The 19,567-nt window shown below is 69.9% G+C and carries 21 protein-coding genes and 1 pseudogene; 17 read left to right on the top strand and 5 right to left on the bottom strand.

The window, feature by feature from the left end:
- Positions 1-38 precede the first annotated feature (38 nt).
- From ABZV40_RS13075 to ABZV40_RS13060, 4 genes are all read left to right on the top strand, one after another.
- Complete coding sequence (locus ABZV40_RS13075; protein ID WP_355439438.1) at positions 39-941, top strand: LysR family transcriptional regulator; 903 nt, start codon at positions 39-41, stop codon at positions 939-941.
- A gap of 69 nt (positions 942-1,010) precedes the next feature.
- A complete protein-coding gene (locus ABZV40_RS13070) occupies positions 1,011-2,006 on the top strand; it encodes a putative sulfate exporter family transporter (RefSeq protein ID WP_355439435.1) in 996 nt (331 codons plus the stop codon).
- A 23-nt stretch (positions 2,007-2,029) separates the two neighbouring features.
- Positions 2,030-2,572 carry a cysteine dioxygenase family protein gene (locus ABZV40_RS13065; RefSeq protein ID WP_355439432.1) on the top strand — a complete coding sequence of 181 codons (543 nt, stop codon included), beginning with the start codon at positions 2,030-2,032 and terminating at the stop codon, positions 2,570-2,572.
- 67 nt (positions 2,573-2,639) lie between these two features.
- On the top strand, positions 2,640-3,278 hold the full coding sequence (locus ABZV40_RS13060; RefSeq protein ID WP_355439430.1) for a hypothetical protein: 639 nt from the start codon (positions 2,640-2,642) through the stop codon (positions 3,276-3,278).
- Here the strand turns inward: ABZV40_RS13060 and ABZV40_RS13055 are convergent.
- A complete protein-coding gene (locus ABZV40_RS13055; RefSeq protein WP_355439428.1) occupies positions 3,265-3,879 on the bottom strand; it encodes a TetR/AcrR family transcriptional regulator in 615 nt (204 codons plus the stop codon). The genes ABZV40_RS13060 and ABZV40_RS13055 overlap by 14 nt on opposite strands.
- A 75-nt stretch (positions 3,880-3,954) precedes the next feature.
- Here ABZV40_RS13055 and ABZV40_RS13050 point away from each other — a divergent pair, with 75 nt between their 5' ends.
- The 10 genes and pseudogenes from ABZV40_RS13050 (at position 3,955) to ABZV40_RS13005 (ending at position 12,728) form a co-directional block, all read left to right on the top strand.
- Complete coding sequence (locus ABZV40_RS13050) at positions 3,955-4,620, top strand: 3'(2'),5'-bisphosphate nucleotidase CysQ (protein WP_355439425.1); 666 nt, start codon at positions 3,955-3,957, stop codon at positions 4,618-4,620.
- Entirely contained in the window at positions 4,617-5,504 is an 888-nt protein-coding gene (cysD, locus tag ABZV40_RS13045; protein ID WP_355439423.1) for a sulfate adenylyltransferase subunit CysD, read from the top strand. Before ABZV40_RS13050 ends, cysD begins: the two co-directional genes overlap by 4 nt.
- Positions 5,504-7,291, top strand: a complete 1,788-nt coding sequence (gene cysC / locus ABZV40_RS13040) for an adenylyl-sulfate kinase (protein WP_355439420.1) — start codon at positions 5,504-5,506, stop codon at positions 7,289-7,291. Before cysD ends, cysC begins: the two co-directional genes overlap by 1 nt.
- Before the next feature lie 59 nt (positions 7,292-7,350).
- Positions 7,351-8,403 carry a DUF1214 domain-containing protein gene (locus ABZV40_RS13035; RefSeq protein WP_355439417.1) on the top strand — a complete coding sequence of 351 codons (1,053 nt, stop codon included), beginning with the start codon at positions 7,351-7,353 and terminating at the stop codon, positions 8,401-8,403.
- The gene (locus ABZV40_RS13030; RefSeq protein ID WP_355439414.1) at positions 8,400-9,548 is read left to right on the top strand and encodes a sulfotransferase; all 1,149 of its coding nucleotides are present in this window, start codon (positions 8,400-8,402) and stop codon (positions 9,546-9,548) included. Before ABZV40_RS13035 ends, ABZV40_RS13030 begins: the two co-directional genes overlap by 4 nt.
- Entirely contained in the window at positions 9,548-10,327 is a 780-nt protein-coding gene (locus tag ABZV40_RS13025; RefSeq protein ID WP_355439411.1) for an SDR family oxidoreductase, read from the top strand. The genes ABZV40_RS13030 and ABZV40_RS13025 overlap by 1 nt, the downstream gene beginning before the upstream one ends.
- A complete protein-coding gene (locus ABZV40_RS13020) occupies positions 10,324-10,776 on the top strand; it encodes an SRPBCC domain-containing protein (protein WP_355439409.1) in 453 nt (150 codons plus the stop codon). The genes ABZV40_RS13025 and ABZV40_RS13020 overlap by 4 nt, the downstream gene beginning before the upstream one ends.
- 183 nt (positions 10,777-10,959) lie before the next feature.
- Positions 10,960-11,904 (top strand): annotated as a pseudogene (locus tag ABZV40_RS13015) (DUF222 domain-containing protein); the annotation flags it as partial.
- The gene (locus ABZV40_RS13010) at positions 11,802-12,158 is read left to right on the top strand and encodes an HNH endonuclease signature motif containing protein (protein ID WP_355439668.1); all 357 of its coding nucleotides are present in this window, start codon (positions 11,802-11,804) and stop codon (positions 12,156-12,158) included. The pseudogene ABZV40_RS13015 and the gene ABZV40_RS13010, both read left to right, overlap by 103 nt.
- A 240-nt stretch (positions 12,159-12,398) precedes the next feature.
- The gene (locus tag ABZV40_RS13005) at positions 12,399-12,728 is read left to right on the top strand and encodes a hypothetical protein (RefSeq protein ID WP_355439406.1); all 330 of its coding nucleotides are present in this window, start codon (positions 12,399-12,401) and stop codon (positions 12,726-12,728) included.
- Between the two features lie 9 nt (positions 12,729-12,737).
- On the opposite strand, the gene ABZV40_RS13000 is transcribed toward ABZV40_RS13005, so the two are convergent.
- The gene (locus ABZV40_RS13000; protein ID WP_355439403.1) at positions 12,738-13,337 is read right to left on the bottom strand and encodes a TetR family transcriptional regulator; all 600 of its coding nucleotides are present in this window, start codon (positions 13,335-13,337) and stop codon (positions 12,738-12,740) included.
- A 116-nt stretch (positions 13,338-13,453) separates the two neighbouring features.
- On the opposite strand from ABZV40_RS13000, the gene ABZV40_RS12995 reads away from it, so the two are divergent.
- The gene (locus ABZV40_RS12995) at positions 13,454-14,656 is read left to right on the top strand and encodes a cytochrome P450 (RefSeq protein WP_355439400.1); all 1,203 of its coding nucleotides are present in this window, start codon (positions 13,454-13,456) and stop codon (positions 14,654-14,656) included.
- Between the two features lie 2 nt (positions 14,657-14,658).
- Complete coding sequence (locus ABZV40_RS12990) at positions 14,659-14,853, top strand: ferredoxin (protein ID WP_355439398.1); 195 nt, start codon at positions 14,659-14,661, stop codon at positions 14,851-14,853.
- On the opposite strand, the gene ABZV40_RS12985 is transcribed toward ABZV40_RS12990, so the two are convergent.
- Positions 14,854-16,299, bottom strand: coding sequence for a protein kinase (locus ABZV40_RS12985; RefSeq protein WP_355439395.1), 1,446 nt, complete (start codon positions 16,297-16,299; stop codon positions 14,854-14,856).
- Between the two features lie 65 nt (positions 16,300-16,364).
- Positions 16,365-16,919 (bottom strand): EF-hand domain-containing protein, encoded by a 555-nt coding sequence (locus tag ABZV40_RS12980; protein ID WP_355439392.1) that lies wholly within the window; start codon positions 16,917-16,919, stop codon positions 16,365-16,367.
- 126 nt (positions 16,920-17,045) lie between these two features.
- On the opposite strand from ABZV40_RS12980, the gene map reads away from it, so the two are divergent.
- Positions 17,046-17,840: a type I methionyl aminopeptidase gene (map, locus tag ABZV40_RS12975; RefSeq protein WP_355439389.1), complete on the top strand. Its 795-nt coding sequence runs from the start codon at positions 17,046-17,048 to the stop codon at positions 17,838-17,840.
- 23 nt (positions 17,841-17,863) lie between these two features.
- Here the strand turns inward: map and ABZV40_RS12970 are convergent, their stop codons facing one another.
- Positions 17,864-19,474, bottom strand: coding sequence for an ABC-F family ATP-binding cassette domain-containing protein (locus ABZV40_RS12970; protein WP_355439386.1), 1,611 nt, complete (start codon positions 19,472-19,474; stop codon positions 17,864-17,866).
- Positions 19,475-19,567: the final 93 nt, after the last annotated feature.

The following is a 19,567-nucleotide window of genomic DNA, read 5'->3' as shown; positions in this document are numbered from 1 at the left end:
CCTTCGCCGAGGCCGCTGATCGGGCTTATGGTCCGGAGGTGCTCGACACCCGCCAGCTCGAAGTGTTCGCGACCGTCGCCAGGACGGGGTCGTTCAGCGCGGCCGCGCGGGAGCTGCACTGCACCCAGCCGGCGGTCAGCCAGCAGATGCGCGCACTGGAACGGCAGGTCGGCGGCCCGCTGTTCGTCCGCACCGGGCGCGGCCTCGCCCTCACCGAGGCCGGGCGCATCCTCGCCGAGCGCGGCACGGCGCTGCTCGACCAGCTGGCCGCGACCCACCAGCAGATCAGCGCGATCGCCGCGCACGACATCGGCACCATCCGGATCTGCGCGTTCCCCAGCGCCAACGTCTCGCTCGTGCCCGTGGCGGCCGCCATCCTCGCCAAGGAACGTCCTCAGCTGCGCCTGGAACTGGTCGAGGAGGAGCCGCCGGACTCGTTCGGGCTGCTGCGGCGCGGCACGGTCGACGTGGTGATCAGCTTCAGCTACCGCGGTGAGCCGCAGGACGAGACCGCCGTCGCCGGGATGCTGCGGGTGCCGTTGCTGCGCGAACCGCTCGCGTTGCTCGTGCCCGCCGGTCACCGGCTCGCCGGTCGTGACCGCGTGTCGCTCGGGGAGACCGAGGGTGAGCGCTGGATCGCCGGCTGTCCCCGCTGCCGGCGCGCCCTGGACCAGGCCTGCGCGGAAGCCGGGTTCACCCCGGACGTCACCTGTTCCACCGACGACAACCTCGCGATCCAGAGCCTCGTCACCGCGGGGCTCGGCGTCGCGCTCGTGCCGCGGCTGCTGCTGTCGTTCCTGCAGCACCCCGGCCTGACCGCGATCGCGGTGGACTCCCGCGCGGAACGGGAGACGGCCCTCTACACCTGGCCGGACCTGATCCGGCTGCCGTTGATGCGGGCCGCGGTGGACGCGGTGGTGAGCGCGGCCGCCGGGGCATAACGCCGGCTTATATGTCCCCAAGCAATGACCATCTTCTGCGCGTAGCTCGTGAGCGTGATGGTTGCTCACATGGGCAGCCTCGGGACCACTACGCGCGCGACCGACTCACCGCTACCCGGCCTCACGCTGGTGGCGGCCGGGGTCGCGGTGGCGATGGTCGTCACGTGGTTGCTGCCGTCGGTCAGCGCGTTGACCGCGGCGGTGCTGCTCGGTGCCGTCGTGGCCAACGTCGTGCGGCTGCCCTCCTCGACCAGCCCCGGTCTGAAGCTCGCCGGACGTCGCCTGCTGCGCCTCGGCATCGTGCTGCTCGGGCTGAAGCTGGTGGTCAGGGACGTGCTGGCGCTCGGCTACGAGGTGCTGGCGCTGGCGGTCGCCGCCGTGGTGGTGACGTTCGCCGTGACGCGGTGGCTCGGCCGGCTGCTCGGGGTCGGTGACGGGCTGTCGCTGCTGATCGCGACCGGGTTCTCGATCTGCGGCGCGTCGGCGGTCGCGGCGATGAACGGGGTGCGCGAGCAGGACGAGCAGGACGTCGCCAAGGCGTTGGGCCTGGTCACGCTGTTCGGCACGGTCGCGATGTTCAGCCTGCCCGCGCTGCACCCGCTCACGGGCCTGTCCCCCGCCGCGTACGGGGTGTGGGCGGGCGGGAGCGTGCACGAGGTCGCCCAGGTGGTCGCCGCCGCCGGACCGGTCAGCGGCGCCCTCGCGATCGCCGTGGCGGTCAAGCTGACCAGGGTCGTCCTGCTGGCGCCGATGCTCGCCGCGGTGAGCGTCGCCGAACGCCGCAGGTTCCCCGAGGCCGGCACGCGGCCGCCGCTCGTGCCGTTGTTCGTCGTCGGTTTCCTGGTCGCGGCCGCCGTGCGCGCCACCGGCGTCCTGCCGGACGTGGTGCTGTCGACCGCGGCGTTCGCGGACAACCTGCTGCTCGCCGCCGGGATGTTCGCCCTCGGCACGGCGGTGCGGCTGCGTTCGCTGGCCCGCTCCGGCCTGCCCGCCCTGACCCTGGGCCTGCTCTCCACCGTCCTGATCTCACTCGTGGCGCTGATCGGAGCTTTTGTGATCATGTGACCAGGAGGTGCAAGGAGTCCGCCATGCCTCGTCTGCTCTCCCCCACCGCCGCCCGCCTGGTCGGCGCGGCCCGCACCGCCGTGACCGCGGGCGGTGACGACGCCGTCGTCGCCGCGCGGGTCGCCGGTGCCCTGACCGCCCACCTCGACGACCCGCGGCTGCTGGACCCGGAAGACCGCGAGCCCGACCCCCACCACTACCGCCAGCACGTCCTGCACGTGGAGCCCGACGGCAGCTTCTCGGTCGTCGCGCTGGTCTGGTTGCCTGGTCAGGAGACGTGCATCCACGACCACGTGTCGTGGTGTGTGGTCGGCACGTACGTCGGCGAAGAAGAAGAGACCACCTATCGGCTCGCGGGTGATCACCTCATTCCGTTGCGGCTCAATCGCACTCCGCAAGGGGTGGCGTCCTATCTGGTCCCACCGGGCGACATTCACAAGGTGTGCAACAACTCCGGCTCAGTCGCGATCTCGATCCACGTCTACGGTGCCGACATCGGCGTGCTGGGCACGAGCATCCGCCGACGCTACGACCTTCCCGTCGTCGGCGCGAAGATTGCGACTTGAACGCCATTTGGAGCAATTTCGGCATCTGCGGCTAACCCGCGTGCCGGACCGCAGCGATAGGACGGGCGTGGAACAACCCGATCTGTGGGCGATCGCCGCGGAGGCCCTCGAAGAGCACGAACGCCCAGAGGTGCGGGCACGGCTGGCCGGCGTGGTGGTCCAGCAGGGCCAGACGGAGCGGCTCGCGCGAGGCGAGCGCGACGTCGTCTTCCTGCTGCCCGACCGGCTGGTGCTGGTGCGGCCGGACCCGTTCTGGGTGGGCGCGTACCCGAAGGACCACGTGGCGAGCATCCTGATCGTCGCAGGTCACGTGCAGGTCGAGGTGACCGGCGGCGACAGCTTCGAGTTCTGGGTCGACACCGAGCAGACGCCGCTCGCGCCCTTCTCGGAGGAGGTCGAGGCCTGGCTGCGCCCCAGGAAAGGACCCGGCGTCGGTGTCTTCGCGCTCGGCCTGCTGATCGTGGTCGCGCTGCTCTTCGCGTTCGGACCTGCGGAGTGGGAGGCGGAGGAGCGGCTCAGCACCAACTCGACGTGCGGCGACTTCCTGTCGGCCGGCCTCGACGCCCAGATCGACCTGCTGAAGCGGCTCTTCGGCCAGGCGGGCAGGTCGGACGAGGCGAACAACCCGGCCACGCTCACCGCGTCGCGGCGGGCCTGCGGGGAGAACGGCTCGGCGACGGTGGACTCGCTCGTCAGCGGGAAATGACGCCCCGCTCGATCGCACCGGTCGCGAACTCGACGAGGTGCGCGGGCGTGACCCGGTTCGTGCGCGCGCCCTGGAGCAGCAGGTCGTCGGCGAGGCCGATCATGCAGTCCCACACCCAGTGCGGCAGCGCGGGGTCGTCCACGAGCGTCTGGCCGGACGCCGCCGCGGTCTCGGTCAAGGCCTGCCCGAGCGCCTTGATCGTCTTGCGGTAGTCCTGCGCGGACCCGGCGACCTCCTTGCCCCTGCGGCCGCCGGACAGCACCTTCGCCTCCCACTGGGCGGCCGACCTGCCGAACCGCCGCCACAGGTCGGTGATCTGGGGCTCGATCTCGCGGAGCACGCCCGCGATGCCGAGACCGCGGTCGACCTGTGCGAGCGTGCGCTGCAGTTCGTCCAGGCGGCGTTCCATCAGGGCCGCGAAGACGTCCTCCTTGCCGGAGAAGTACTGGTACACGGTGCCGGAACTGACGCCCGCCCCCACCGCGATCGCGCGCATGGTCAGACCCGCGTAGCCGCTTTCTTCGAGGATCCGCTCGGCGGACGCGAGGATGTCGCGCCGCCTGCCTTCCGCGTCACCCCACGCGGTCTGCTCGGTGCTCACATCCGGAAATCCTACGTTGAACAACGTTCAAAAGCATATTGAACGTTGTTCGTTTTGCTCGCTACCCTCGGTCGCATGGCGGAGACCGATGCGGAGCTGGCCCTGCGGCTGGCCACCGAGACCGGACGGTTGCTGATCAGCGTGAGACCCGGTGACGGCGACCGGGTCGCGCAGCTCTTCCTGGCCGCGCAGCTGGAGGAGCACCGGCCGGACGACGCGGTCCTGTCCGAGGAGGCGCCCGACGACCCGCGCAGGCCGGCCGCCGACCGGGTGTGGATCATCGACCCGCTGGACGGCAGCCGCGAGTACGCCGAACCCGGCCGCACCGACTGGGCCGTGCACGTGGCGCTCTGGGAACGCGGCGAGCTCGTCGCGGGCGCGGTCGCTCTGCCCGCGCTGCAACAGGTTCCGCGCGCGCCGCGGCGCCGGCCGAGGATCGTGGTGAGCCGCACCCGGCCGCCCGAGTTCGCCCAGCGGGTCGCCGACGCGATCAACGCCGTGCTGGTGCCGATGGGCAGCGCGGGCGCGAAGACGATGGCCGTGGTGCGCGGTGAGGCCGACGCCTACCTGCACGCGGGCGGCATGTACGAGTGGGACTCGGCCGCGCCCGTCTTCGTGGCGCGCGCCGCCGGGCTGCACGCCTCGCGCGTCGACGGGCGGCCGCTCGTCTACAACCAGCCCGACCCGTGGCTGCCGGACCTGCTGATCTGCCGGCCCGAGCTCGTGGGAGCGCTCATATGAACCACCTCGACCGGCTCGAAGCCGACAGCATCGACATCTTCCGCGAGGCGGTCGCGGAGAGCGAGCGGCCGGTGCTGCTGTACTCGATCGGCAAGGACAGCTCGGTGCTGCTCCACCTGGCGCGCAAGGCCTTCTACCCGTCGAAGCCGCCGTTTCCGTTGCTGCACATAGACACCACGTGGAAGTTCCGGGAGATGATCGAGTTCCGGGACGAGACGGCGCGCGAGCTCGGGCTGGAGCTGATCGTGCACCGCAACCCGGAGTGCGTGGCGCTGGGCATCAACCCGTTCGACCACGGATCGGCGCGGCACACCGACCTGTGGAAGACCCGGGGACTGCGGCAGGCCTTGGACGAGCACCGGTTCGACCTGGCGTTCGGTGGCGCGCGGCGCGACGAGGAAGCCTCCCGCGCCAAGGAAAGGGTGTTCTCGTTCCGGACCGCGCAGCACCGGTGGGACCCGAAGAACCAGCGCCCCGAACTGTGGCGGCTCTACAACACGCGGGTCGCGCCCGGCGAGAGCATCAGGGTGTTCCCGCTGTCGAACTGGACCGAGCTGGACGTGTGGCGCTACGTCGAACGCGAGCGGATTCCCGTGGTACCGCTGTACTTCGCGGCCCGGCGACCGGTGGTCGACCGCGACGGCATGCTGATCATGGTGGACGACGACCGGATGCCGTTGACCGAACCGCCGCGCCACGAGCTCGTCCGGTTCCGCACGCTCGGTTGCTATCCGCTGACCGGCGCGGTGCGCAGCGAGGCCCGGACGGTGGCGGAGATCGTCGAGGAGATGCGGGCGGCGACCACGTCCGAACGGCAGGGGCGGCTGATCGACCACGACCAGAGCGGCTCGATGGAGCGCAAGAAGCGGGAGGGCTACTTCTGATGGAGCTCCAGAAGTCGTCACTGAGGTTCATCACCTGCGGCAGCGTGGACGACGGCAAGAGCACGCTGATCGGCCGGCTGCTGTACGAGTCGAAGTTGTTGTACGCGGACCACCTGGCGGCGTTGGAGGCCGACTCCCGCCGGGTCGGGACGCGGGGCGGCGAGCTGGACTTCGCGCTGCTCGTGGACGGACTGGCGGCCGAACGCGAACAGGGCATCACGATCGACGTCGCATACCGGTTCTTCGCCACCGAGGCGCGGCGGTTCATCGTCGCGGACACGCCGGGGCACGAGCAGTACACGCGCAACATGGTCACCGGCGCGTCGACCGCTGACGCCGCCGTGATCCTGCTCGACGCGCGCAAAGGCGTGCTCAGCCAGACGCGACGGCACGCGCGCATTGTGTCGTTGCTGGGCATTCGGCATGTCGCGCTCGCGGTGAACAAGCTCGATCTCCTGGGCTATTCGCGGGAGGCGTTCGAGGAGGTCGTCGCGGAGTTCACCGAGTTCGCGGCGGAACTGGACTTCACCGAGATCACCTGCGTGCCGATGGCCGCGACCGAGGGCGTCAACGTGGTCGGTCACAGCGAGCTCACGCCGTGGTACGACGGGCCTACCTTGTTGCAGTGGCTGGAAACGGTCGACGTTCCCGCTGAGGTGGACGGCCCGTGGCGGTTCCTCGTGCAGTGGGTCAACCGGCCGGACTCGTCGTTCCGCGGCTTCTCCGGGCGGGTGCTGCGCGGAACTCTGCGCCACGGCGACGAAGTTCGTGTCGGCGATCGAACCTCCACTGTGGATCGAATCGTCACGATGGACGGTGATCTGTCCGAGGCACCAACCGGATCGTCGGTCACCGTGGTGCTCGCCGACGACGTGGACGCGAGCCGCGGTGACGTGCTGGCGGCCGCCCAGGACCCGCCGGGGGTCGCCGAGGAGTTCCAGGCGCACCTGGTCTGGCTGAACGAGGCCGGGTTGCTGCCCGGCAGGCAGTACCTGGCCAAGATCGGCGCGCGCACGGTCGGGTTCACCGCCACCAAGCCGTTGCAGCTCAACGAGATCGGCGTCGACCGCGTGCACTTCGACGCGCCCGTGCCGTTCGAGAGCTACCGCACCAACCGCGACCTGGGCTCGTTCGTCGTGCTCGACCGGCTGACCAACGCCACGGTCGGCGCCGGGATGATCGACTTCGCGTTGCGGTCGGCGAACCTGCGCTGGCAGACGCTGACCGTGGACAAGCGGGCGCGCAGCGAGCGCAACGGCCACCGGCCGTGCGTGGTGTGGCTGACGGGGCTGTCCGGCGCGGGCAAGTCCACCATCGCCGACCTCGTCGAGAAGGCCCTGCACGCCGAGGGCAGGCACACGTTCCTGCTGGACGGCGACAACGTGCGGCACGGCCTGAACTCCGACCTCGGGTTCTCCGACGCAGACCGGGTCGAGAACATCCGGCGCATCGCCGAGGTGGCCGCGCTGATGGTCGACGCCGGGCTGATCGTGCTGGTCTCGTTCATCTCGCCGTTCCGGGCCGAGCGGGCGCTGGCGCGGGAGCTGGTCGCCGAGAACGAGTTCTGCGAGGTCTTCGTCGACACGCCGCTCGCCGTCGCCGAGCAACGCGACCCCAAGGGGCTCTACGCGCGGGCCAGGAGGGGTGAGCTGCCGAACTTCACCGGCATCGACTCGCCCTACGAGCCACCGGAGAACCCCGAGCTGCGGCTCGACACCACGGCGTTGGGCCCCGAGGCGGCCGCCGAGGCCGTGGTGGCGCGGCTTCGCACGCTCGGCGTCTGTTGAACGTTGTCCAGAATCGGGTATGTTCCGCTAGAACACGTTCTAAATTCGGGGAGGGTCCCGTGCCGGATCAGGCGTGGTCGCAGTTCTGCCGGGCGCTGGAGAAGGCCGGTGAGGTGATCGGCTCCGGGCCGGACACCCCGCTGGACCGGGCGGAGGGCTACCGCTACCTCGCCCGGCTGACCCGCGAGATGCTGTACTCCTGCCTGGACAACGCCGATCCGGACTTCCCGCGGTTCCACCAGCTGGACCTGGTGAAGATCGGCGCCGACAACCCCGACAACGTCTACCTGTCGGCCAACATCCGCGGCGACCGCGCGTACCGGATCACCGGGACGCGCGGCACCATCGCGTACTTCAGCATCGGCTCGAAGGCCAACCGGTACGCCAAGGACGGCACGATGGCCTCGACCGGTGAGCTGTCCGACGCGGACCTGACGGTCGCGGCGGACGGCACGGTGGAGATCATCGCGAGCGCTGGGCGGCAGGGGGAGAACTGGCTTCCGCTCGCTCCCGACTCAACCGGCCTGGTGGTGCGCCAGACGTATCTCGACCGCACGACCGAGGTGCCCGGTGAGTGGCACATCGAGCAGATCGGCGGCCCTGCCGAACCCGACGCGCTGACACCGGAGTTCCTGGCCAAAGCGCTGCAACGAGCGGCATCGTCCGTGCACGGCACCGCGGCCACGTTCGCGCACTGGACGCAGACGTTCATGGCACGCCCCAACGAGCTGCCCGACTTCGGGCAGGAGATGTTCCAGCGGGCGGGCGGCGATCCGGAGATCTTCTACCTGCACGGCTACTGGACGCTGCGGCCCGGCGAGGCGTGGGTGATCGAGACCGACGTACCGGACTGCCCGTACTGGAACTTCCAGCTCGACAACTGGTGGATGGAGTCGCTCGACCACCGCCGGCGCGTCACGGTCAACAAGCACACGGCCGTGCTGGGCGCCGACGGCCGGTTGACGATCGTGGTGGCGCCGCGCGATCCCGGTGTGGGCAACTGGATCGACACCTGCGGGCACAACTCCGGCACCGCGTTGCTGCGGTGGCTCGGTGCGAGCGAACACCCGATCCCGAAGTGCCGCGTGGTGCCGCTGGAGGAGCTGCGATGACGGTGACGACCGAGCTGAACGTCGCGGAGCTGCTGGAGAAGGCGTCCGCCAAGACGGGGCTCTCCGACTTCGGCGACGACTGGTTCCGCGAACCGCTGGACGTGCTCGTGCGCAGCCTCAACACCGAGGCCGCGCTGTCGCCGTTGGGCTTCGAGCTCACCAAACACCGGTTGACCGCGCTGCTGGCGGACCGGCTGCGACTCCGCGCGCTGCAACGCGAGAGCCCGTCGGTGCTCGACGTCGAAGTGCGCGTGGCGGCCGAGATCTGCGGCCTGCCCCGCACCGGATCGACGCTGCTGCACCGGTTGCTGGCCGCGTCACCGCAGGTCACGTCCACGCTGTCGTGGGAGGTCGCGTACCCGATCCCGTTCCCCGGCGAGGGACCGGACGCCGCGGACCGCAAACGCCGCGCCCAGGAACGCATGCAGCTGTTCGCGCAGCTCTCCCCCGAGTTCGGCGACCTGCACACGGTCGTGTGGGACGGGCCGGAGGAGGACGTGATCCTGCTGGACCGCACGTTCGTGTCGATGAGCTACGACTCGTTCTACTGGGTGCCGTCGTACGGCGACTGGCTGCGCTCGGCCGACCAGGGCCCCGCCTACCGCGAGCTGCGCGAGTGGCTGCAGGTGCTGCAGTGGCAGAACCCCGGCCGCGACCGCCCGTGGGTGCTCAAGTCACCGCATCACCTGACCGCGGTCGACACGGTGCTCGACACGTTCGCCGACTGCAAGATCGTGATGACGCACCGCTCACCCGTCAACGCCGTGCCGTCGTACGCCTCGATGGTGCGCGCGATGTCCTCGCAGTACAGCGAGAACGTCGATCCGGTCCGGATTGGACGGTACTGGTCGCGCCGGTTCGCCCGCACGCTGCGGGACTTCGCCGCCGCCCGCGCGGCACGCCCCGGCCGGTTCGTGGACGTGCGGTTCGCCGACACCGTCAGCAAACCGCTTCCGGTCGCCCGCCAGGTCCTCGACGCGCTCGGCCTGCCGCCCGGCCCGGCCGACGACGCGGCGTTCGAGGCCTACCTGGCGCAGAACCGCACCGAACGGCACGGCTCGCACTCCTACACGCCGGAGGACTTCGGGTTGTCCGAGGACCAGCTGCAGCGTGACTTCGCCTTCTACTCGGAGGTCTACCTGTGATGCTGCAAGACGAGGTCGTGGTGATCACCGGCGTCGGCCCCGGCCTGGGTTCGAAACTGGCCCTGCGCGCCGCCGCGGAAGGCGCGAAGGTCGTGATGGCCGCGCGGTCCGCCGACGTGATGAACCAGGTGGAGAAGGACGTTCGCGCGGCCGGTGGCGAGGCCGTCGGCGTGCAGTGCGACGTCCGCCGACCGGAGGACGTGGCTCAGCTCGTGTCGACCGCCGTCGACCGGTTCGGCACCATCACCGGCCTGGTGAACTCGGCGTTCGGCCACCCCGGCTTCTTCGACTTGCTCGACACACCGGAGAAGGCGATCCGCCGGTCGATGGACATCATCCTGTACGGCGCGTTGAACGTGACCCGCGAAGTCGTGCCGCACATGAAGGCCGCCGGACGCGGGTCGATCGTGAACATCGGCACCATGACCACCCGCAAGCCGATGCGCGGCGAGGCGGGCTACGCGGTGGCGAAGTCGGCCATGGCGACCGCGACCCAGTTCCTCGCGCTCGAGCTGGGCCAGCACGGCATCCGCGCCAACCAGGCCGTGATGGGCTGGCTCGACGGGCCGAGCGTGCGGTACTACCTCAAGCTCGCCGCCGACGCGCGCGGCGTGAGCGAACAGGACGTGTACGACGAGATCGCCTCCCGCAACCCGCTCGGCCGCATCCCACCCGACGAGGCCTGCGCGGGCGCGGTGCTGTTCCTGTTGTCCCGCTTGGCCTCCGAGGTCAACGGCGCGGTGCTGGACGTCAACGGCGGGGAGTACATGCCGGCATGAGCCATCTCATCGAGTCCGTCGTGGTGGAGATCGACGCGCCCGCTTCGTTCGTCTGGGACGTGCTGATCGACTACGCCCACTATCCACAGTGGAATCCCTACACCCTGGCCGTTTCGACGACTCTGGCCGTCGACTCGCCCATCGACCTCACCCTGCCCATGCCCGACGGCAGCGAGGGGACCTGGGTCAGCCACGAGTACATCCGCGTCGTGGAGCCGCCTCGGCTGCTGCGCTACGACACCGGTGACACGTTCCCCGGCCTGCTCGGGGTGCGCGACCAGGTGATCACGCCGCTTGGGGTGGAACGGTGCAGCTATCGCACGTTCGAGACGTTCACCGGCAAGTACGCGGAGGCCGTGTTCGCGGCGCAGGGTGAGTACGTCAAGAAGGGTTTCGACGCCGTTGCCCGTGCGCTGGCTGAACGTGTGGCGCAACTGATGCGGACGTAACGGGGGTTGGTTGCGTCATCGCCGCATCGCGTGGGCGGGCACGTCATCACCGGTTGCCGGGTCGGCATCAGGCCTTTTCGGGCTCGGCTTCGCCATCGCTTCGGGCGGCCGGGCGGGCGGTTCACACTTTTGTGTACGGATTTAGCCGTTATTGTCTCGTGATCTTGCGGTAGATTAGAACGCGTGATCGACCCTGACCTTCCACTCCTTTCTACCGGCGAGGTGCTGAGCACCCTCGTCGATGAGGTGGCGGATCTTCAGGCTCGTCAGTATGCGGTGATGCGCAAGGTTGCCGAGTTGAATCGGCGTGGCGCCGCCAGTGAACTTGGCTATAAGGATTTGCCGCAGCTGTTGCAGCACGCGCTCCGCTGGAGCCGGAATACCGCCAAGCAGTGGGTGGCCAATGCCGGGCTACTGGGGCCGGGGATCACGCCGACCGGTAGCGAGATCGCGCCTGCTCTTCCGGTGACCGCGTCGGCGGCGGCCGAGGGTGTGCTGTCGGTGGAGCATGTCGCGGTGGTGGCCGAGGTGATGAAGCAGCTGCCTGCCGAGTACGAGCAGACCGTGGTCGATCTCGCCCGCGAGCATGATCCGGTCGCGGTGCGGACGCTGGGCCGCAAGCTGGTCTACGCGCTCTTTCAGAACGACCCGGAACCACGCGATGCCGAACCCGCGCGGCAGGTCAACCAGCATGTGATGCGCTGGAAGGACGATTGCCTGGAGATCCGGGCGAGGCTGGACAAGGTCACCGGCGCCAAGTACGAGGCGCTGCTCGACCCGCTGGCCAAGCCCCGTCCCACCACGGCCGAGGAAGGCCCGGACCCGCGCTCGCGTGCCGAGCGTGAGGGCGATGCGCTGGCCGAGCTGGTGGACCTGATGCTGCGCGCCGACCAGCTTCCCGAGCACGGCGGTGAGCCGGTCACGCTCACGGTGACGATGCGCTACGACGACCTGGCCGGGCAGCTCGGCGAAGGCATGCTGGACAACGGTGAGCGTGTTCCGGTCGAGCAGGTGCGTCGCCTGGCCTGCGATGCGGGGATCATTCCGCTGGTGCTGGGGGAGCGGTCGCAGCCGATGGACATCGGCCGCAAGACCCGCAGCTTCCCCGCCGGAATCCGCAGAGTCCTCGTCGCCCGCGACCAGGGCTGCGCATCTGCGGCAGACCGCCCAAACAATGCGACGCGCATCATGTCCATCACTGGGCGAATGGTGGCGATACATCGGCCAAGAACGCGGTTCTGCTGTGCCGCCATCACCACACGCTCATTCACCAGAGTGAGTGGGAAGTGACAATGGTGCACGGCATCCCGACGTTCTACGCACCCAGCTGGCTGGACCCGTATCAAAAACCGAGACGTAACGTCATCACCACGGTCGCGTGATCGGCCTAATGCCGACCCGGGTAGCGGTGATGACGTGCCCAACCACGCGATTGGAGCTTGACTTTGAGTGCGAGATGCTACCGTGTTCGGATCGGCCGGGCTCCTCATGCCCGGCTTTTGAAGACCGAGAAGCACGGCGATGACGCGACAAACCCCCGTCAAAGCAGCCCTGAACAGCAACCACAGGGTGAGTAGTTGTACCGATGCCCGCCGAACCGCGCCACGAGCACTCTCGACAGCATGACCGAACTCGACCGCGACCGAGGCGCCGCCTTCCTGGGCTTCACCGTCTCGGCGGCCCTGCTCGTGCTGACCGTCGGCACCTACTTCAACGACTCCCTCTCGCACCTCGGCTGGCAGGGTGGCGAGTACGCGTACGCGTTCCTGTGGATCGCGATCGGTTCGACCGTGGTCGGCGGGGTCATCAAGTTCGCCGCACCCGCTCCATGGCGGTCCATCGGTGCCGGACTGGCGGTGGGCGGCATCGGTGGGGTGCTGGTCGTTCTCGTGCTGATAGTGACGTTCTTCGTGTTGCTCGCGACGAATGACTGGGGCATCTCCGTGCCGTGACCGGCGCGGCTACGGGGTCGCCGCTCCCAGCACCCGGCTCACCGCGGTGGCGATCTGCTCGCGGTGCCCGCTGAGCGCCTCCACCGTGATGCCCGCCGCGTTGGCCCTGGCGACGTCATCGGTCGCCACCCTCAGCACGGCGCTCGCAGCCGCGGCCCGCAGCCTGACGTCGATCGAGTCCCGCGGCAGGCCCATCCGTTCCGCCAGCACGTCGGCGAGTGCGTCCTCGGCGCGTTCGCGCAGCACCAGGTAGGCGGCGCGCAACGCCGGTTCGCCGTGGGTCAGGCGGACGACGGCGAGCACGGCGTCGACGTCCGCGCCGGAGGCCGAGTCGACCACCGGCGAGTAGGCCTGGCGCAGGTGGTCGATCAGCTCCAGCTCTGGCGGCCAGGCGCGCAGCACCACGCAGAAGGCGTCGACCATCTTGGTGAGCACCGGTTCGACGCAGCTCTCCTTGTGCGGGAAGTAGCGCCAGAACGTGCGTTCGGAGACGCCGGCGGCCTGGGCGATCTGCTCTCCCGAGGTGGCGGCGACGCCCTGCTCGGTGAAGAGCCGGACCGCGTGCCGGGAGATGTCGAGGCGCTGCCGTTGACGTTGCTCGTCGCTCACCGGAGGCCTGCCTCGGCGTGGCTTTTCGGTCACAACGTCCGCCATCGGGCGATTTAAGCACGCCCACGCTCAAAACTTTTATGGCAGTGAGTGCCATTAAGCGCTACGGTCGGTGCATGAGCATTGACGCAGAGCGCCTGCAGCTACCCCTGAGCAGGCCGAACGTCCTCGAACTCGCCCCGCTCTACGACGTGCTGCGCCGGGAAGCACCGATCGCGCCGGTCACCACGCCGGCCGGTGACCCCGCCTGGCTCGTGACCCGGTACGAGGAGGTCCGTCTCCTGCTGGGCGACAAGAGGTTCGGCCGCTCCCACCCCGAACCGGAGAAGGCGTCGCGCTTGTCGTCCGCCGCCGTCCTGGACGGGCCGTCCGGCGAGTACGAGACCGAGGAGGCCGACCACGCGCGCATGCGCCGCCTGCTGACGCCGGCGTTCTCCGCCAAGCGGATGCGCATGCTGTCCGACCACATGGGACGGTTGGTCGACGGTTACATCGACGCACTGACGGCCTCCCCCGACGAGGTCGTCGACCTGCACTCCGGTCTCGCCTACCCGTTGCCCGTCGCCATGATCTGCCGCCTGCTCGGCGTGCCGGAGTCCGACCACGAGCTGTTCTCCCGGCTGTCCGAGCGCATGGCCAACCTGACCATCGGCGAGGAGGCCCACCACGCGCGCGAGGAGTTCATGCGCTACATGGTCGGGCTGGTCGAGACCAAGCGTCCGCAGCTCGGCGAGGACGTGATCTCCGACCTGATCCGCGCCCAGGAGGAGGACCCGTCGTTCGACTACGAGCAGATGGTCCGGCTGTGCGTCGGGCTGCTGTTCGCCGGGCACGAGACGACCGTGAACCGCATCGGTCTCGGCACGCTGTTCCTGCTGACCGAACGGTCCCGCTGGGAAGCCCTGGTGGCCGACCCCGATGGCCGCGTCGACGCGGTGGTCGAGGAGATCATGCGTCTCGGCGCACCCGGTGATCTCGGTCTGCTGCGGTACGCGCACGAGGACGTGGAGATCGCCGGCGTGACCATCCAGCGCGGTGACGCCCTGGTTCTGTCGATCAACGCCGCCAACCGCGACGCGACCGTGTACTCCGACGCCGAGTCGTTCAACCCGGACCGTCCGGAAAGGACACACCTCGGCTTCGGCCACGGCGCCCACTTCTGCATCGGCGCCTCGCTGGCCCGCACGGAGCTGCGCGTGGTGTTCGCCGCGCTGGCCAAGCGCCTGCCGAACCTGCGGCTGGCGAAGGAGCTCGACCAGCTGCCGTTGCGCGCCACCCTCACCGGTGGTGTCGCCGAGCTGCCCGTCACCTGGAGGTAGTCGTGAAGGTAGTGGTGGATCGCGAGAAGTGCGTCGGGGCCGGGCAGTGCGTGCTGGCCGCCGACGACGTGTTCGACCAGCGCGACGAGGACGGGCTGGTCGACCTGCTGGACGAGAGCCCGCCGGACTCCCGGCTGGCGGACGTGCGGCACGCGGCGGCGGTGTGCCCGGCGTCGGCGATCGTCGTGGAGGACTGACTAACTCCGCATCAGGGGCTCGACGAGTGCGGTGCCGTCGGCCTTGCCCACGAAGCAGTGGATGATGCGGTCCGACGTGCGATAGCCGTTCTCCTGCTTCATCTTCCACGCCTCCTCGGTCGGGATGACCACCCAGTACCGCAGGGTCTTCTCCTTGTCCTGACCGGTCACCTTCGACGACTGGAACGTGCGCGTGCACCCGGTTCCGCCGATCTTCGTCAGCTCGGCGGCGCCGGGGTACGGCACGTCCTTCTCGGTCTCGGTGTTGGCGAGGATGACGTCCAGCACCTCGGTCTCGTGCTCCTTGTAGCAGCCGACCCGGTCCTTCGACTCGATCTTCCGCGCGCCCTTCTCCGGCTTCCAGGTCAGGCAGTCCTTGCTGAACGCCATCAGCCCGTCGTAGGGCAGGTCTCCGCCCGGTCCCAGGGTCAGCACGGGCTGCATGGCGGGCGAGCTCTCGGGTCCGGTCAGGCCCATCTCCTCGAACATCGGCTTGAACACGGTGAGGTACAACGACACCAGCCCGCCGACCAGGACCAGCGGGGTCAGCGTCGCCGAGAGGACCAGGGCGATCGAACGCCGCTTCTTCGGCGGAGCCGGAGGAAGCACCACCGGTGGGGCGGGCTGCAGCTGCTGAGTCAGCTCGCTGCCGGGCGCCGAAGCACGTTCGATCAACCGGTGCGCGGCCGCCGCGTCCAGCCGGCGTGCCGGATCCGGCTCCAGCAGCCCGGTGATCAGCTCGCCGAGCGGGCCCGCGACGCGCGGCCGCGGGCGTTCGCTCATCACCGCGAGGATCGTCGCCGAGGTGGTCGGCCGGTCGAACGCCCCGCGGCCCTCGGTGGCGTAGAACAGCGTGGCGCCCAACGCCCACAGGTCCCACGCGGGCGTCGCCTCGCCGCCCGCGAGTCGTTCCGGCGACATGTACGCGGGCGAACCGATCAGCGTGCCGGTGGCGGTCAGCCTGGGGTCGTCGAGGGACTGGGCGATGCCGAAGTCGGTGAGCTTCGCGGTGCCCTTGCCGGGCACCATCACGTTGCCGGGCTTGACGTCCCGGTGCACGACGCCGGACGAGTGGGCCGCCTCCAGCGCGTTCAGCAGCTGCGCGGCCAGGGTGACGGCGGCCTTGACGTCGAGCGGGCCGTCGCGTTCGACCAGCTCCTCCAGCGTCGGAGCCTTGATCAGCTCCATCACGATGAACGTCTGGTCGTCCTCGGAGATGAGGTCGTAGACGGTGACGACGGCGGGGTCCTGCAGCTGGCTCGCGATCCGCGCCTCGCGCAGCACCCGTTCCCGGTAGACGACCCGTTCCGCGGCGGGCACGTTGCCGGGCAGCAGCAGCTCCTTGACCGCGACCTCGCGGCCGAGCACGGTGTCCTGGCCCAGCCACACGGCCCCCATGCCGCCCCGGCCCAGCTCGCGGACCAGCCGGTAGCGTCTGTTGCCCACCTCGCGCATGGCGGGAAGTTTCCCAGCCGATCACCCGCGCCCGTCACCCGGTCCGGTGACTCCCGTCAGCTGTGCTGCAACGCCTTCGGGTACAGCCAGCTGCCGGGCGTGTCCTCGGCGGGGTTGGTGTAGTAGTCCCGCACCGCCGCAACGTACTCCTGCACGCTGATGGCCCCGTCGCCGTCCGTGTCGAGGTGCGCGAACGCCAGGCCGCACTCCTCCTCGCCCAGTCCGCGCGCTCGCAGCAGCACCGCGAACTCGGCGGCGTCGACCCGGCCGTCCCCGTTGACGTCCATGATGTCCAGCAACGACTGCACGACCTCCAGGAAGTCGGCGTCGAACGGCCCCTGGTCCACGAACGCCTCGATCATGGCGTCCCGGTACTCCTCCGGCCCGATCCTGCCGTCGCGGTCGGCGTCGCAGTGCTCGACCAGCATCTCCCAGAACCTGTCGTAGGCGTCGACCAGCTCGCTGCCGCGCTCCGACGACGCAGGCTCCCCGAACGCCTGCAACAGGCGGTTGGCGAGCGCGTAGATGTCCGCGAGCTCGATGACGCCGTCGCGGTTGACGTCGTAGTGGGCGAACGTCGAGTCGATCCTGTGCTGCAGCACCTGCTTCATGCTCAGGCACTGTGGTGAGGTGAGCCGGGTGAGCGCAAACCGCGTCCCCCTCCTGGGTGGTGGAGTTCAGCCGTCTCCGCGAAGCCGGTATTGTTATACCGGAGACCATCGCACCGGAGGATCACCTTGATCGAACTGAAGTCGCCCGCGGAGATCGAGCGCATGCACGTCACCGGCCGTTTCGTGGGTGAGCTGCTCGACGAGCTGTCGAAGGTGGCCGCGGTCGGCGTGAACCTGCTCGACCTGGAGCTCCACGCGCGCCGGATGATCGAGGAGCGCGGCGCCGTGTCGTGCTACTGGGACTACTCGCCGTCGTTCGGGCGCGGGCCGTTCCGCAACGTCATCTGCCTGTCGGTGAACGACGCGGTGCTGCACGGCCTGCCGAAGAGCTACGTGCTGCAGGACGGTGACCTGCTCACCATGGACATCGCCGTGGGCATCGACGGATGGGTGGCGGACTCGGCGGTGTCCGTCATCGTCGGCACGCCGCGCGAGGAGGACCTGCACCTGATCCGCGCGACGGAGGTGGCGCTCGAAGCCGCGATCGAGGCCGCCCGGCCGGGCAACCGCATGGGTGACATCGAGGCCTCGATCGGCGAGGTCGCGGCCCGGTTCGGGTACACGCCCAACCTCGAGTTCGGCGGCCACGGCATCGGGCGGACCATGCACGAGGCACCGCACGTGTCGAACAACGGCAGGCGCGGCCACGGCATGAAGCTGCGGCCAGGCCTCACCATCGCCATCGAGCCGTGGCTCGCCGCCACCACCGATCGGATCGTCTTCGACGACGACGGCTGGACGTTGCGGTCCGCCGACGGGTCGCGCACCGCGCACTCGGAGCACACGGTGGCGATCACCGAGGACGGACCGCTGGTGCTGACCCGCCGGCCGAACGAGCGGTCATTCGTACCAGTCGCGTGACCACTGCTCGCGGCTCGCGATGATCAGCGGACGGCCGCGCACCGGCTGAGATCCAGCCGCTCCCCTTGCCACCGCCGCCGCAGCAACCGGTCGTGCGACACCAGGACCACCGCGCCGGGGTAGTCCGCGAGCGCGCCTTCGAGCTCCTCCACCAGTGCGAGCGACAGGTGGTTGGCCGGCTCGTCCAGCAGCAGCACGTCCGACTCCCGCACGAGCAGCCGGGCCAGCGCCAGCCGCCGCCGTTGCCCGACCGACAGCATCCCGACCGGGGTGCTGAAGTCCTCCCGGCGGAACAACCCGAGCGACGCCAGCTCCTCCGCGTGCTCCTCCGGCGCACCCGGCCGCCCGGCGGCGAACGCGGCGAGCACCGGGCGCCGGGGATCCCGCACGACGGTCTCCTGCGGCAGGTACCCGACCACGCCGTGCCGCCGCACGGTGCCGGACGACGGTGTGAGCACCCCCGCCAGCACGTCGAGCAACGTCGACTTGCCCGCCCCGTTCGGTCCGGTCACGAGCAGCCGCTGCCCGGCCGTGACGACGAGCTCGTCCACGGCCAGACGGTCGGCAACGGTCACCTCTGAGGCCTCCAGCACTACTCCTTCCCGCACCGCCGCGTACAACGGCGCGTTGAGGCGCAACGGATCCGGCGGCCGGGCCACCGGTTCGGCCCGCAACCGCTCCAGCCGCTCGGAGGCGCTGCGCACCCGCGTCGAGATCGACGCCTGCACGCGCCGCCCGTCGCCGTTGTACTTGCACTTGTTGTGGTCCTTGATCGCCCGGCCCGGCGCGACCCGGTAGGCCGTCGAGCCGCGCCACCGGGTCCAGTGCGCGATCTCGCCGGCCCACTCCGCGTACGCCTGCTCCCAGCGCTGCCTGGCCGCCCGCTTCTCCGCGAGGTAACCCGCGTAACCGCTGCCGTAACGGGTGATCGTCCGCCGGTCGCCGTCGACCTCGGCGATCGCGGTGACGACCCGTTCCAGCAGCAACCGGTCGTGCGTCACCACGACGAGCGTGCCGCGGTGGGCGCGCAGCCGGTCCTCCAGCCAGGTCAGCGCCTCGCCGTCGAGGTGGTTGGTGGGCTCGTCGAGCAGCAGCAGCTCCGGCTCGGCCGACAGCACGCCGGCCAGCGCCAGCCGGGCGCGCTGGCCGCCGGACAGCGTGCCGAGCCGCCGGTGGCCACTGAGGTCGCCGATGCCCAGCGCGGACATGGCGGCCTCGACGCGGGCGTCCGCCGAGTAACCGTCCCGGAGCTCGAACGCGGTGAGCAGCTCGCCGTACGCGGCCAGCCCGTCCGCCGACGCGGTGCCGAGCGACTGCTCCGCCGCCGCGATCCGCTGCTGCAGCAGGCGGATCTCGACCAGGGCCGCGTCGATCGCGTCGGCGACGGTCGCGTCGTCCGGCAGCGCGAGCACCTGGCCGAGGTGGCCGACGCCGCCTTCCGCGACCACGGTGATCTCGCCGTCGTCCGGCGTCTCCTGCCCGGCGATCAGCCGCAGCAGCGTCGACTTGCCGGACCCGTTCTCTCCTACGACACCGAGCTTCTCGCCCGCGCGGACCGTCAGGGAGACGGCGTCGAGCACACGGCGGTGAGCGAAGGTCTTGCTGACCGACCGAAGAGTGAGCTGACCTGACATGGAAGCCTCCGAACGCGGCTGAGGGGAAGGGACAGGGCACCTTGCGCGCGGTTGTGGAACATCTCCCGTCGTCCTTTCTCGTTGGTGTGTCGG

The organism is Lentzea sp. NPDC004782 (genome assembly GCF_040609115.1).
Classification (GTDB): Bacteria; Actinomycetota; Actinomycetes; order Mycobacteriales; family Pseudonocardiaceae; genus Lentzea.
This window is presented reverse-complemented; position numbering and strand designations above follow the sequence as displayed.

Bases quoted from the DNA above. Each gene is read 5' to 3' on its own strand.
- ABZV40_RS12970 (WP_355439386.1), bottom strand. From the start codon at position 19,474: ATGTCAGGTCAGCTCACTCTTCGGTCGGTCAGCAAGACCTTCGCTCAC.
- ABZV40_RS13065 (WP_355439432.1), top strand. From the start codon at position 2,030: ATGCCTCGTCTGCTCTCCCCCACCGCCGCCCGCCTGGTCGGCGCGGCC.
- cysC (WP_355439420.1), top strand. From the start codon at position 5,504: ATGGAGCTCCAGAAGTCGTCACTGAGGTTCATCACCTGCGGCAGCGTG.
- ABZV40_RS12980 (WP_355439392.1), bottom strand. From the start codon at position 16,919: ATGAAGCAGGTGCTGCAGCACAGGATCGACTCGACGTTCGCCCACTAC.
- ABZV40_RS13020 (WP_355439409.1), top strand. From the start codon at position 10,324: ATGAGCCATCTCATCGAGTCCGTCGTGGTGGAGATCGACGCGCCCGCT.
- ABZV40_RS12995 (WP_355439400.1), top strand. From the start codon at position 13,454: ATGAGCATTGACGCAGAGCGCCTGCAGCTACCCCTGAGCAGGCCGAAC.
- ABZV40_RS13070 (WP_355439435.1), top strand. From the start codon at position 1,011: ATGGGCAGCCTCGGGACCACTACGCGCGCGACCGACTCACCGCTACCC.
- ABZV40_RS13050 (WP_355439425.1), top strand. From the start codon at position 3,955: ATGGCGGAGACCGATGCGGAGCTGGCCCTGCGGCTGGCCACCGAGACC.
- ABZV40_RS13030 (WP_355439414.1), top strand. From the start codon at position 8,400: ATGACGGTGACGACCGAGCTGAACGTCGCGGAGCTGCTGGAGAAGGCG.
- ABZV40_RS13025 (WP_355439411.1), top strand. From the start codon at position 9,548: ATGCTGCAAGACGAGGTCGTGGTGATCACCGGCGTCGGCCCCGGCCTG.
- ABZV40_RS13005 (WP_355439406.1), top strand. From the start codon at position 12,399: ATGACCGAACTCGACCGCGACCGAGGCGCCGCCTTCCTGGGCTTCACC.
- cysD (WP_355439423.1), top strand. From the start codon at position 4,617: ATGAACCACCTCGACCGGCTCGAAGCCGACAGCATCGACATCTTCCGC.